The organism is Massilia sp. CFBP 13721 (genome assembly GCF_014842025.1).
In the GTDB taxonomy this organism is placed as follows: Bacteria; Pseudomonadota; Gammaproteobacteria; order Burkholderiales; family Burkholderiaceae_D; genus Telluria.
Map to the genome: position 1 here is coordinate 54,558 of NZ_JACYUY010000005.1, position 13,420 is coordinate 67,977.

Here is a 13,420-nt window from a genome sequence, read left to right on the forward strand (position 1 = left end):
CCGATTCACATATTCGCCGTAGCACAATGGGCCGTACAAAAAAAAGGCCAGCGCACCGAAGTGCACTGGCCTTTCCGCATCGTCGGCGCCGGGCCGCGACGGCGATTACTTCTCGAACTTCTTCATCCACGCCGACAGCTGATGCGGACGCAGGCCGTCGTAATCCTCGAACGGCTGGTGGATCCACGGGTTGTGCGGCAGGTCTTCCAGGTGGTAGTCCGGCTTGAAGGCCGAGGTACCTTTCACCCAGATGACGGCCGAGCGCACCTCGGTGACGTCGGCGTAGTTGTCGGTCAGGTGCTGGCGCACCTTCTGCAGGGTGACGCCGGAATCGGCCAGGTCGTCGACCAGCAGGATGCGGCCGGCCAGCGGACCCTTGGTCATCGTCATGTACTTGGCGATGTCCAGGTTGCCCTGCTTGGTGCCGGCTTCTTCGCGGTAGGAGCTGGTCGACAGGATCGCCAGCGGCACGTCGAAGATGCGCGAGATCACGTCACCGGGACGCACGCCGCCGCGCGCCAGGCACAGCACCATGTCGAACTTCCAGTTCGATTCATAGACTTGCAGCGCGAGGCGCTCGACCAGGCGGTTGTATTGGTCCCAGGAGACCCACAGGTCCTTGTCGGTCGATGCAGGAGTATTCATTTCAGTCATTCCTATTTTTATGTGATGCTCAAGCGGCAAACGGGTGGCGCAAGACGATGGTTTCTTCGCGGTCAGGACCGGTCGAGACCATGTCGATCGGGATGCCGACCAGTTCTTCGATGCGCTTGATGTAGGCGCGGGCGTTGGCCGGCAGCTCTTCCATCGACTTGGCGCCGACCGTGGTTTCGGTCCAGCCCGGCATTTCTTCGTAGACCGGCTCGCACAGGGCGGCTTCTTCGGCGCCGACCGGGAAGATGTCGGCATCGACGCCGTTGATCTTGTAGCCGGTGCACAGCTTCAGGGTCTCGATGCCGTCCAGCACGTCGAGCTTGGTCAGGCACATGCCCGACACGCCATTGATCTGGACCGAGCGGCGCAGCAGCGCAGCGTCGAACCAGCCGCAGCGGCGGGCGCGGCCGGTGACGGTGCCGAACTCGTGGCCCACGCGCGACAGGTGCTCGCCGACGCCTGCGTCGGTCGGCAGTTCGGCCGGGAACGGGCCCGAGCCGACGCGCGTCGTGTAGGCCTTGGTGATGCCCATGATGTAGTGCAGCATGCCAGGACCGACGCCGGCGCCGGCGGCGGCGTTACCAGCCACGCAGTTCGACGAGGTGACGAACGGATAGGTGCCGTGGTCGACGTCGAGCAGCGAACCTTGCGCGCCTTCGAACAGCAGGCTGCCGCCGGCCTTGTGCGCGGCGTACAGTGCCGAGGAAACGTCGCCGACCATCGGACGCAGGCGCGGCACCAGGGCCATCGCGTCGTCGAAGGTCTTCTGGAAGTCGATCGCTTCGCCGCCCAGGTAGTTCACCAGCACGAAGTTGTGATATTCCAGGTTTTCTTTCAGCTTTTCGGCGAAGCGCTCTTCGTTGAGCAGGTCGGCGATGCGGATCGCGCGACGCGCGACCTTGTCTTCGTAGGCCGGGCCGATGCCCTTGCCGGTGGTGCCGATCTTGTTGACGCCGCGCTTGGCTTCACGGGCCTGGTCGATGGCAACGTGGTACGGCAGGATGATCGGGCACGCCTCGGAAATCTTCAGGCGCGACACGACTTCGACGCCGGCCGCGGCCAGCTTGTCGATTTCGCGCATCACGTCCGGTACCGAAACGACGACGCCGTTGCCGATGTAGCAGGCCACGCCTTCGCGCATGATGCCCGAAGGGATCAGTTGCAAGGCGGTTTTCTGGCCCTTGATGACCAGCGTGTGGCCGGCGTTATGGCCGCCCTGGAAACGGACGACGCCCGCTGCGTGATCGGTCAACCAGTCGACGATCTTACCCTTGCCTTCATCGCCCCACTGGGTGCCGATGACAACGACGTTCTTTGCCACGTTTGTATTTGACATCACTTAACCTAAGTTTTTGAGAATCCAATTTCCATCTTCGAGGACGAGCACGCGGTCGCACTCGAACTCGTCCTGAACATTATCGTGACCCGGCATGGACTGGATCACGACTTCGCCTGCCTTGCGCAGGTCAGCGATTTTTTCGCGCAGCTCGGGCGCGTTGCCCCACGGGGCGCGAATCGAGTGCTTGCGCTCGGCCGTCGGCAGCAGGCGTGCCAGTTCGCGCAGGTCGAGCGAGAAGCCGGTGGCCGGACGCGCGCGGCCGAATGCTTCGCCCACGTGGTCGTAACGGCCGCCGCGCGCCACCGCGTTCGGCAAGCCCGGCACGTAGAGCGCGAACATGGCGCCGCTTTCGTATTGGTAGCCGCGCAGGTCGGCCAGGTCGATCGCTACCTGCGCACGGCCGATGGCGCCGGCGGCGAGCGCGGCCAGTTCGGCCAGGGCGCGTGTGATGCCCGGCAGCGCCGGCAGCACCTCTTTCGCGCGCGCCAGCACTTCGACGTCGCCATACAGGCTCGGCAGCGCCATCAGGGCGGCGCGGGTGGCCGGGGCGTAGGCGCGCGTGATCTCGTCCAGGCCGGGCACGTCTTTGGCGCGCAGCAGTGCGGTGATCCGGGCTTCGTCCTTGCCGGCGGCGGCATCTTCATTCAACAGTGCGCGCAGCACGCCGACGTGGGCCATGTCGAGGCGCACGTCGAGGAAGCCGGCCAGGGCGACCGATGCCAGGGCCAGTTCCTGGATCTCGGCATCGGCTTCGAGGCCGGCGTGGCCATAGATCTCGGCGCCGATCTGGATCGGCTCGCGGGTGGCGTGCAGGCCCGACGGACGGGTATGCAGCACGCTGCCGGCGTAGCACAGGCGGGTGATCGAATCCCGATTCAACAGGTGCGCATCGATGCGCGCGACTTGCGTGGTCATGTCGGCGCGCAGGCCGAGCAGGCGCCCCGACAGCTGGTCGACCAGCTTGAAGGTACGCAGGTCGGTATCGGCGCCCGCGCCGGCCAGCAGCGACTCGACGTATTCGAGCAGCGGCGGCATGACCAGCTCGTAGCCGTAGAGGCGGAAGGTGTCGAGCATCTGGCGCCGCAGATCTTCGATCTTGCGTGCTTCCGACGGCAATACGTCGGCGATATTCTCAGGCAAAAGCCAGTTCGGCATGGGCAACAGCTGTGGGAAATTGTTAGAAATGATGCAACGTGACGCGCTCGTGCAGTACGGAGTCGGCGCCGAATCGGCAATTTTACCCGAAAATGAAGCAAGACAGGGAGCGGATGGTAATGCGGAGGCGTACGGCAGCGGCAACCTGTGCCGCGATTCAGGCGTTGCACCGCGTGGAGTCGGGACTCCACCCTACGATTATCGCGATACGTAGGGTGGAGTCCTGACTCCACGCGGTACGTCGTGTGATCGATCGAATCGCCAAAAAAAACGCCGCGGTGTACGCGGCGTTCTTGTTTACTTGCTGCTACCCGGAGCCCTGAAATACTTGAAGAACTCCGAATTCGAATCGATCACCATCACGTCGCCATGCGCCTTGAAGCTGGCGCGGTAGGCCTCGAGCGAGCGATAGAACTTGTAGAACTCGGGGCTCTTGCCGAACGAATCGGCGTAGATCGCGGACGCCTTGGCATCACCCTCGCCCTTGATCTTCTCGGCTTCGCGGAAGGCTTCGGCCAGGATCACGGTGCGTTGGCGGTCGGCGTCGGCGCGGATCTTTTCGCTTTCGGCGGAACCGGTCGAACGCAATTCGTTGGCGACGCGCACCCGCTCGGCGCGCATGCGGTCGTAGACCGAGGCGTTGATCTGCTCGATGTAGTCGACGCGCTTCAGGCGCACGTCGACGATGCCGACGCCGATCTGCTTCGCTTCGGCGATGACCTTGTTCTGCACCGCCTGCATCACGGCGCCACGCTCGCCGGAAATCACCTGGCGCACGGTGCGCTTGGTGATCTCGTCGTTCAGGGCCGCCTTGATGATCTGCGACATGCGGTTGGCCGCGGCGCGCTCGTCGCCGCTGAAGCTGACGTAGTACAGGCGCGGTTCGACGATGCGCCATTTGACGAAAGCATCGACCAGGATGTTCTTCTTCTCGGCCGTGATGAAGCGGTCGGCGTCGGGCGTGTCCAGGGTCAGGACGCGCTTGTCGAGATAGATCACGTTCTGGAACGGTGGCGGCAGCTTGAAGTGCAGGCCCGGTTCGGCGATGACTTCGCGCACCTCACCAAGTGCGAAGACGATGGCGAAGCGGCGCTGGTCGACGACGAACACGGTCGAGGACAGCAGCATCAGGGCAATGAAGCCCGCCACGAAAATGGTTACGAGGCGGTTCATTAACGGCTCTCCCTGTCGCGTGAGGAATCGCGCGCGCGGCTGTCGCGCTGGCGCACCTGTTCAATCGTCTGCATTACTTCCTGCGTCGGCGTGCTGCCCTGGTCCTGCGGCGCCTGCACCGGACCGGAACGGGCGCTACCCGTGGCGGCGTCGTTGGCGGCAACCTGCGCGATCAGTTTGTCAAGCGGCAGGTACAGCAGGTTGGAACCCGACTTGGCGTCGACCATCACCTTGCTGGTGCTGCTGAAGATCTGCTGCATGGTGTCGATGTACATGCGGTCACGGGTCACGCCCGGGGCTTTCGCATATTCGGTGACCACCTGGTTGAAGCGCGAGGCGTTACCGGTGGCGTTTTCGACGACCATCGAGCGGTAGGCTTCGGCATCCTGCAGCAGGCGGAAGGCGGCGCCTCTGGCACGTGGAATCACGTCGTTGGCATACGCTTCACCCTCGTTGCGGGCACGGGCGCGGTCCTGGCCGGCTTTCACGGCGTCGTCGAAGGCGCTTTGCACCTGCTCCGGCGGCTGCACGTTCTGCATGGTCACATTGGTGATCAGGGCGCCGAGTTTGTAACGGTCGATGATCTGCTGGATCATGTTGTGCACGTCGAGCGCGACCTTCTCGCGGCCTTCGTACAGCACGAAGTCCATCTTGCTTTTGCCGACCACTTCGCGGATGGCGGTCTCGGCCACCTGGTGCACGGTCGTATCCTGGTCGCGGTTGTTGAAGACCCAGGCGACCGGGTCCTTCAGCGTGTATTGCACGGCGAACTGGATGTCGATGATGTTTTCGTCGTCGGTCAGCATCAGCGATTCGGCGCCCTGCTTGTTGCGCACGTTGTCGCGGTAGCCGACTTCGGCGGTGCGCACTTGCGAGACATTCACCGTTTCGTGGGCCTGGATCGGCGCCGGCCAGCGCCAGTTGAAGCCGGCGCCGGTGGTGTGCGAGAGGCGGCCGAAGGTGGTGACCACGCCGACCTGCCCTTCCTGCACGATAAAGGCGCCGGAAGCCAGCCAGATCAGCAGGACGATGAAACCGATCACGGACGCCGTGATGCCGGCGCCACGGCCTTCGCCGCGGTAGGGGCCGCCGCTATCGCCGCCGCCGTTGTTGCCGCGGTTGCCGAACAGGCGGTTCAGGCGCGCATTGAAGTCGCGCCACATCTGGTCGAGGTCGGGAGGACCTTCGCCGGGGCGGCGGCCTTCCTGGGCTTTATGGTCGCCTTCGGGATTTTTGCCCCAGCGTGGATCGTTCAGCGACAATTTGACGCCGAATCTTTTTAATAAGGAAACAAGCATAGGCTTCAGTGCGGCCCTACATGGGTGGAGGTTGGATTACTTTCGCCGTCATCTTCAGGGAAGATATCCAGCGCTGCATCGTCCTGCTCTTCGTTCTTGGGGCGCGAGCCTGGAATCGGGCGGGCTGCCGAAGCGGCTGCCTCGACGATGGCCTCGCGCAGCAGATCGAGGCCGGCGCCGCTCCTGGCGCTGATAAAAACGCGGCTGATTTTATCATGTTCATCACGCTCGACCCCAGGCTGGAGGTCGGCTGCATCAATCTTGTTCCACACAAGAATCTGCGGAATGTGATCGGCGCCGATTTCGCGCAAGACTTCGTTGACCTGCTCGATCTGTTCCATGCGCGTCGGCGAAGAACCGTCGACCACGTGCAACAGCACGTCCGCATGAATCGTTTCTTCCAGCGTGGCACGGAAGGCGGCGACCAATTGGTGCGGCAATTCCCTGACAAACCCGACGGTGTCGGAAATGACGACGCTGCCGGTCTCGTCGCCCAGGTACAGGCGGCGGCTGGTGGTGTCGAGCGTTGCGAACAGCTGGTTGGCCACGTACACACCGGCTTTGGTGAGCGTGTTGAACAGGGTCGACTTGCCGGCGTTGGTATAGCCGACCAGCGACACCGAAAAGGTATTGTTGCGTCCGCGTGCGCGGCGCTGGGTCTCGTGCTGCTTGCGCAGCTTGGTGAGGCGCGTGCGCAGGGCCTTGACGCGCTCGCCGATCAGGCGGCGGTCGGTCTCGAGCTGGGTTTCGCCGGGACCGCGCAGGCCGATACCGCCCTTTTGCCGTTCCAGGTGGGTCCAGCCGCGGATCAGGCGCGTGGCCAGGTGCTGCAATTGCGCCAGCTCGACCTGCAGCTTGCCCTCGTGGCTCTGCGCGCGCTGGGCGAAGATGTCGAGGATCAGGCTGGTGCGGTCGATGATGCGCAGCTCCAGGCGGCGCTCGAGGTTACGCTGCTGTGCCGGGGAAAGTGCGTGATTGAAGATGACGAGTTCGGCGCCGAGCGCCTTGGCGGCGACGCCGATTTCGTCGGCCTTGCCGCTGCCGACGAAGTAAGCGGGATCGGGCGCATTGCGCTTGGCCGTGATCGTGTCGATCGGCTCGGCGCCGGCAGAACTGGCCAGCAAGGCCAGCTCTTCGAGGCTGGCCGTGAAATCGACCGCGCCGAAATCGACGCCGACCAGGACGGCGCGCGTATCGTTGGTACCGGGGGCGTCAGCCATCGGCCTTACTCAGCTTCGGATTCGAGGTTGAGATTGACGGCGCGGGCCGGGACGACGGTGGAAATGGCATGCTTGTATACCATTTGGGTCACGGTGTTGCGAAGCAGGACGACGTACTGGTCGAACGACTCGATATGGCCTTGCAGCTTGATCCCGTTGACGAGGTAGATCGAGACCGGGACGTGCTCTTTGCGCAAGGCATTGAGGAATGGGTCTTGTAACAGTTGCCCTTTGTTGCTCATAACAGCTCCGTAATGTTGTTGTAGTTAAAAAATGGAGGCAGACGCCTCCTTTTCAAGTGGACGGGGCAAGATTCAGCTTTGCGAACGATGGCCTGCGGTTACTGTAACCTGTTTTAGGCGTCCTTGTCGTACTGCTACGCTTAAGGGACCATTAAACCGTTGAGTTTGCGAGCGGTGATACGCACGGGCTCCGATGTCGTGCCGGATGATCTTGCTGCCACGTATCACCGCGTGGGCACAAGTGCCCGGTGAACCCGTCTTCGAGGCCATTGGCCTCAAAGACCCTACCCCTTATCGTGGGCAAACGGGTTTTTCCCGCTGCGCAGTTCGATCCGCAGCGGCGTGCCGATCAGATTGAACGTTTCGCGGAAATGCTTTTCCAGGTAACGCTTGTACGGCTCGGTAATGCCGTCGAGCGCATTGCCGTGGATGACGATGATCGGCGGGTTCTGGCCACCCTGGTGGGCGTAGCGCATTTTCGGACGGGACGTGCCCTTGCGCTTCGGTTCCTGCTTCTCGACCGCTTCCTGCAGCGCACGCGTCAGGCGCGGCGTCGACAGGTTGGCCGTCGCCGCGGCATAGGCCGTGTCGACCGAAGCCATCAATTGCTTGATGCCGGTGCCCTTCAGCGCGGAAATGAAGCGCGTTTCGGCAAAGCCAAGGAAGTCGAGCTTGCGGTCCATGGTGTTCTTGACCTCGTCGCGCTGGTCGCTGGTCAAGCCATCCCACTTGTTGACGGCGACGACCAGGGCGCGCCCCGATTCGAGGATGAAGCCGGCGATGTGGGCATCCTGCTCGGAAATATCCTGCTGGGCATCGAGCATCAGCACGACCACGTTCGCCTCCGACACCGACTGCAGGGTTTTGACGACCGAGAACTTCTCGATCGCTTCGAACACCTTGCCGCGGCGGCGGATACCGGCCGTGTCGATCAGCGTGTATTGCTTGCCGTCGCGCTCGAACGGGACTTCGATCGAGTCGCGCGTGGTGCCCGGCATGTCGAAGGCGATGACGCGCTGCTCGCCGACCAGGGTGTTGATCAGGGTCGACTTGCCGACGTTGGGACGGCCGACCAGGGCGATCTTGACGCCGTGGTCCTGGTTTTCCAGCTCTTCTTCCTCGTGCGGACGCGAAGCGAAGGCCTGGTCGAGCGCCTCGACCACGAGGTCGGTCACGCCGTCGCCGTGGGCGGCGGAAATGACATACGGGTCGCCCATGCCCAGTTCATAGAACTCGGCGGTGACGGAGGTGTACTTCATGCCTTCCGACTTGTTCACCACGAGCATGACCTGGCGGCCCGACTTGCGCAGGAAGTCGGTGATGGTCTTGTCGTGCGGCGTCAAGCCCTGGCGGCCGTCGACGATGAAGATCACGACGTCGGCTTCCGCCACCGCCTGCTTCGTCTGCAGCGCCATCTCGTGCATGATGCCTTCCTTGGCCACCGGCTCGAAACCGCCGGTGTCGATCACCAGGAACGGCCGCTCGCCGATGCGCCCTTCGCCGTAGTGGCGGTCGCGCGTCAGGCCAGGGAGGTCGGCCACCAACGCGTCGCGCGAACGGGTCAGGCGGTTGAATAGGGTCGACTTCCCGACGTTCGGGCGACCAACGAGTGCAATTACCGGCTTCATGTTTTATTCTATTCGACCGCGATGGCGGTCACAGTTCCATTTTGTGTTTGAAAAATCAGGTTCGATCCGGCAACCAGAGGCGTGCCGCTGATGGCGCTGCCATCGGTGGCGGCGCGCGCGAGGAAACTGCCGTCCTCGCGCGAGAGGAAATGCACGTAGCCTTGATAGTCGCCGACGGCAACGGCGCGGCCGTACGAGACCGGCGTCGACAGGCCGCGGAAGGCGAGCTTGTCGTTGGTCCAGGCGCTGGCGCCGCCGTCGCGGTTGAAGGCGTTCAGGGCGCCCTTGTCGTCGGCGGCGAAGACGAAGCGCTGGTCGACCGCCACGCCGACCGTCGAGGACAGGTCGCGCGTCCAGCGCGGCGAGCCGCTGGCCACGTCGTAGCAGGCGACGCGGCCCTGGTAGGCCACGGCGCAGACGTCGGACTCGAAAATCGTCGGCATGCCGCCGAGGTCGGTCACGCGCTCGAGTTCGGTCGCGCCGCGCGCGGTGCCGACTTCGACTTCCCAGCGCGGGGCGCCGGTGGCCATCAGGAAGGCGCCGAGCTTGCCGGCAGGCTGGGCGACGATCACGTCCTTGTCGTAGACTGCCAAGCCCGGCGCCGTGCGCAGGGTGAGTGCCGGCGCGGTGCGCTGCACGGTCCACTTCTTCTGGCCGGTGGTGGCGTCGATGCCGACGATGCGGTTGTCGATCGAGCGCGCCACGACGATGCCCTGTCCCACTGCCGGTGCGGACAGGATCTCGCTCGACAGCTGGGTCTTCCACAGCGCCTTGCCGTCCATGTCGAAGGCCATCAGGACGCCATCGCTGGCGCCGACGACGATCACATTGCCGTCGGTACCGACGCCGGCGGTCAGGTCGGCGCCGGCCTTGATGCGCCACAGCTGGCGGCCGTCCGCCGCTTCGACGCGCGCGATGCTGCCGTCGGCGCCGGCGACGACCACCGTGTTACCGGCCAGCGCAGGCGAAAACTGGTAGCCGCGCGCCTTGCCGAGATCAAGTTTCCAGGCGGTTCGTACCGCCATCGTGCCTTTCAGTTCGACGAGCTTGGCCGGTTCGGCGCTCTTGTTTTTCGATGCAAACGGATTGAGCGAGCTCAAGGTCGAGCAGCCCGTCATCAGGGCCAGGACACCGACACCTACCAGCTTACGGGTAATACGCATTTTTCTTGTACCTTGTTCTGATTCGTAGAGAGGCAAAGCCCACGCCCACCTTGCGGCGAGCGTGGGCCATCACAATATGAACAGCTTAAGCCGCTTTCGGTGCCGCTGGCGCAGTGCCGCCGATGGCTTCGAGCTTGATGCGCACCAGCTGGCTGCCCGGATGCTTCGGCCCCATGGCGGTCAGCGCGGCGACGTAGGCGGCGCGGGCGTCGGCGATCTTGTTCTGCGCGACCAGCACGTCGCCCTTGCGGTCCGACACTTCGGCGCTGAACTGCGGCAAGAATTTCTCGTTCAGCAGTTTCATGGCGCCATCGAAATTCTTTTCGTCGAGCAGCACACCGGCCAGGCGCAGGCGCGCCACCGACTGGTATTCGTCGTCGCCGTTGTCGAGCACCCATTGCAGCTGGGCTTTCGTGGTTTTCAGGTCGTTGGTCTCGAACGCGGTCTTGGCCGCCGCCAGCGCGCTCATCTGCGCGTAGGCGGTGCGCTTGTACTTCGACTGGATGTCGGCAGCGATACGCTGGCTCTTGGCATTGTCCTTGGCGGTGACGGCATCGGTCAGCTCGTCGTACAGGGCCGACGCTTCGACCGACTGCTTGCGGGTGTGCGAATTCCAGAAGTTGTAGGCAGCAAAGGAGCCGAGGGCGAGGATCAGCACCCAGGTGATCAGGTTGCCGTACTTCGACCAGAAAGCTTTGAAGGAAGCAATCTGTTCTTGTTCTTCGAGGTCGTATGCCATGTCGTCTAGTGATTCTAGTTATAAAAGGGGGTTATTCAGTAATACTACGCATGAATTAAGGATGGTAATGCACGTGCTCGTGGTCGTGATCATGGTCGCCGACGATGGCGTCGACGATGTGGTCGACGACGGCGTCGAAAGCGACGCTGGCCTGCTGCTGCTCGCCGGACTCGCCGCGCAACGACTTAATTGCGGCCACATTATTTGCCACTTCGTCTTCGCCCATGATCACAGCGAACGACGCCCCGCTGCCGTCGGCCTTTTTCATCTGGCTCTTGAAGCTGCCGGCACCCGTTGGCGTAGCGCAATGTAACACAACGTCCAGGCCGGCATCACGCAGGCGTTCGGCCAGGATGAAGGCTTGCACTTGCGCTTCTTCGCCCTGATGCACCATGTAGACGTCGCACTGGCTCGGCTGCGCCGGCTCGCCCAGGCCCTTCATCAGCTCGATGATGCGCTCGATGCCCATCGCGAAACCGACGCCCGGCGTGGCCTTGCCGCCGAAGGTTTCGATCAGCGGATCGTAGCGGCCGCCCGCGCAGATGGTGCCTTGCGAACCGAGTTCTTCGGTGACCCATTCGAACACGGTGCGGTTGTAGTAATCGAGGCCGCGCACCAGGCGCGGGTTCACCGTGTATTGCACGTTGTTGCGGTCCAGCAGGCGCTTGACGCCGTTGAAGTGCGCCAGCGATTCTTCGCCCAGGTAGGACAGAAGTTGCGGCGCGCCGTTCACCATCTCCTGCATGGTCGGGTTCTTGGTGTCGAGGATGCGCAGCGGATTGCTGTGCAGGCGGCGCTGCGCTTCGGCGTCGAGGATCCCGGCGTGCGATTCGAAGTAGGCGATCAGGTCGGCGCGGTGGCGCAGGCGCTCCTCGGCATTGCCGATCGAGTTCAGTTCCAGGCGCACGTTCTGCAGGCCGAGGTCGTCCCACAGGCGGCGGCACAGCATGATCAGTTCGGCGTCGATGTCCGGGCCGGCAAAGCCGACCGCTTCCGCGCCGAACTGGAAGAACTGGCGATAGCGGCCGCGCTGGGGACGCTCGTGGCGGAACATCGGGCCCTTGTACCAGAGGCGCTTCGGACCGTCGTACACCATGTTGTGCTCGAGCACCGCGCGCACCACGCCGGCCGTGCCTTCAGGACGCAGGGTCAGTTCGTCGCCGTTCATCGAATCGGTGAAGGAATACATTTCCTTCTCGACGATGTCGGTCACGGCGCCAATCGCCCGCTTGAACAGGCCGGTTTCCTCGACAATGGGGGTGACGATCTTCTGGTAGCCGTAGCTTTTCAGGATCGTTTCGGCGGTGTTTTCGAACAGCTCCCACAGCGGTGCGTCGGCGGGGAGGATGTCGTTCATGCCTTTGATGGCGACGATTTTTTCTGGTTTGGACATTGTCAGCTTCTTCTATTCGTAGGGTGGAGTCCTGACTCCACGCGGTACGGTATTCGATCGGCGGTGCGGTATGCAAGCTCAGCAACGCGTGGAGTCAGGACTCCACCCTACGATTAACTTTGTGCGGCTTCCGTAGCCAGCTCGGCGCGCCCGTAATTCTTCTTCACGTATTCCAGAACAATGTTTTGGAACTCATCCACGATCCGCTCGCCGCGCAAGGTCGCCACTTTCTGGCCATCGACGAACACCGGCGCCGCCGGCGATTCACCGGTACCCGGCAAACTGATGCCGATGTTCGCGTGCTTCGATTCGCCCGGACCATTCACGATACAGCCCATCACGGCGACGTTCATCGCTTCCACGCCCGGATACGACTTCTTCCATTCCGGCATCGAATCGCGCAGGAAGGTCTGGATGTTGTCGGCCAGTTCCTGGAACACGGTCGAGGTGGTGCGGCCGCAACCCGGGCAGGCGATCACCATCGGCGTGAACTTGCGCAGGCCCATGGTTTGCAGGATTTCCTGCGAGACCACGACCTCTTTCGTGCGGTCGCCGCCCGGCTCCGGCGTCAGCGAGACGCGGATGGTGTCGCCGATGCCTTCCTGCAGCAGCACCGACAAGGCCGCGGTCGAGGCAACGATGCCCTTGCTGCCCATGCCGGCTTCGGTGAGACCGAGGTGCAGCGGGTAGTCGCAACGACGCGCCAGTTCGCGGTAGACCGCGATCAGGTCCTGCACCGCCGACACCTTGCACGACAGGATGATCTTGTCGCGCGCCAGGCCCACTTCTTCGGCGCGCACGGCGTTCTCGATGGCCGAGGTGATCAGCGCCTCGTACATCACCGCTTGCGCGCTGAACGGATTCGCGCGCGCGGCGTTCTCGTCCATGATGCGCGCCAGCAGCGACTGGTCGAGGCTGCCCCAGTTGACGCCGATGCGCACCGGCTTGTCGTGCTTGATGGCGACTTCGATCATCTGCGCGAACTGGGTGTCGCGCTTGGCGCCCTGCCCCACGTTGCCCGGATTGATGCGGTATTTCGACAGCGCGGCGGCGCACTCGGGAAAGTCGCGCAGCAGGATGTGGCCGTTGTAGTGGAAGTCGCCGACCAGCGGCACGTCCACTTCCATGCGGTCGAGCTGTTCGCGGATCGCCGGCACGGCGGCGGCCGCTTCCGGCTTGTCGACGGTGAGGCGCACCATTTCGGAGCCGGCGCGCGCCAGCTCCTTGATCTGGATGGCGGTGCCGATCACGTCGGCGGTGTCGGTGTTGGTCATCGACTGCACCACCACCGGGGCATCGCCGCCGATCCAGACCTTGCGTTCGCCATGCTGGACCAGCACGCGGCGGCTTGCGCGGCGCGCCATCGGGCCCGAAGGAATTGGCAGGTTCGTAGAAGTCATTCGTTGTTCGTCCATC

12 protein-coding genes are annotated in these 13,420 nt (G+C 63.5%); all 12 read right to left on the reverse strand.

The annotated features are described in order from the left end of the window. Positions 1-105: 105 nt before the first annotated feature. The 12 genes from IFT60_RS06280 to ispG all read right to left on the reverse strand — a co-directional run bounded on the left by IFT60_RS06280 (position 106) and on the right by ispG (position 13,404). Positions 106-645: a phosphoribosyltransferase gene (locus IFT60_RS06280; protein ID WP_192050664.1), complete on the reverse strand. Its 540-nt coding sequence runs from the start codon at positions 643-645 to the stop codon at positions 106-108. Positions 646-673: 28 nt separating this feature from the next. Further along, positions 674-1,990, reverse strand: a complete 1,317-nt coding sequence (locus tag IFT60_RS06285) for an adenylosuccinate synthase (RefSeq protein WP_192050666.1) — start codon at positions 1,988-1,990, stop codon at positions 674-676. 3 nt (positions 1,991-1,993) lie between these two features. Further along, entirely contained in the window at positions 1,994-3,148 is a 1,155-nt protein-coding gene (locus IFT60_RS06290) for an ATP phosphoribosyltransferase regulatory subunit (protein ID WP_192050668.1), read from the reverse strand. A gap of 297 nt (positions 3,149-3,445) precedes the next feature. Beyond that, positions 3,446-4,321 (reverse strand): protease modulator HflC, encoded by an 876-nt coding sequence (gene hflC, locus IFT60_RS06295; RefSeq protein WP_192050670.1) that lies wholly within the window; start codon positions 4,319-4,321, stop codon positions 3,446-3,448. After that, positions 4,321-5,619, reverse strand: a complete 1,299-nt coding sequence (gene hflK, locus IFT60_RS06300) for an FtsH protease activity modulator HflK (RefSeq protein WP_192050673.1) — start codon at positions 5,617-5,619, stop codon at positions 4,321-4,323. Before hflK ends, hflC begins: the two co-directional genes overlap by 1 nt. A 5-nt stretch (positions 5,620-5,624) precedes the next feature. Beyond that, a complete protein-coding gene (gene hflX / locus IFT60_RS06305; protein ID WP_192050675.1) occupies positions 5,625-6,839 on the reverse strand; it encodes a GTPase HflX in 1,215 nt (404 codons plus the stop codon). Between the two features lie 5 nt (positions 6,840-6,844). Beyond that, positions 6,845-7,081 carry an RNA chaperone Hfq gene (hfq, locus tag IFT60_RS06310; RefSeq protein WP_019141241.1) on the reverse strand — a complete coding sequence of 79 codons (237 nt, stop codon included), beginning with the start codon at positions 7,079-7,081 and terminating at the stop codon, positions 6,845-6,847. Between the two features lie 284 nt (positions 7,082-7,365). Further along, positions 7,366-8,709, reverse strand: a complete 1,344-nt coding sequence (gene der, locus IFT60_RS06315) for a ribosome biogenesis GTPase Der (RefSeq protein WP_192050678.1) — start codon at positions 8,707-8,709, stop codon at positions 7,366-7,368. Between the two features lie 8 nt (positions 8,710-8,717). Then, a complete protein-coding gene (bamB, locus tag IFT60_RS06320) occupies positions 8,718-9,872 on the reverse strand; it encodes an outer membrane protein assembly factor BamB (protein WP_192050680.1) in 1,155 nt (384 codons plus the stop codon). A gap of 85 nt (positions 9,873-9,957) precedes the next feature. Further along, complete coding sequence (locus IFT60_RS06325) at positions 9,958-10,611, reverse strand: YfgM family protein (RefSeq protein WP_192050683.1); 654 nt, start codon at positions 10,609-10,611, stop codon at positions 9,958-9,960. A gap of 55 nt (positions 10,612-10,666) precedes the next feature. Next, positions 10,667-12,004 carry a histidine--tRNA ligase gene (gene hisS / locus IFT60_RS06330; protein WP_192050685.1) on the reverse strand — a complete coding sequence of 446 codons (1,338 nt, stop codon included), beginning with the start codon at positions 12,002-12,004 and terminating at the stop codon, positions 10,667-10,669. Between the two features lie 113 nt (positions 12,005-12,117). Then, complete coding sequence (ispG, locus tag IFT60_RS06335; protein ID WP_192050688.1) at positions 12,118-13,404, reverse strand: flavodoxin-dependent (E)-4-hydroxy-3-methylbut-2-enyl-diphosphate synthase; 1,287 nt, start codon at positions 13,402-13,404, stop codon at positions 12,118-12,120. Positions 13,405-13,420: the final 16 nt, after the last annotated feature.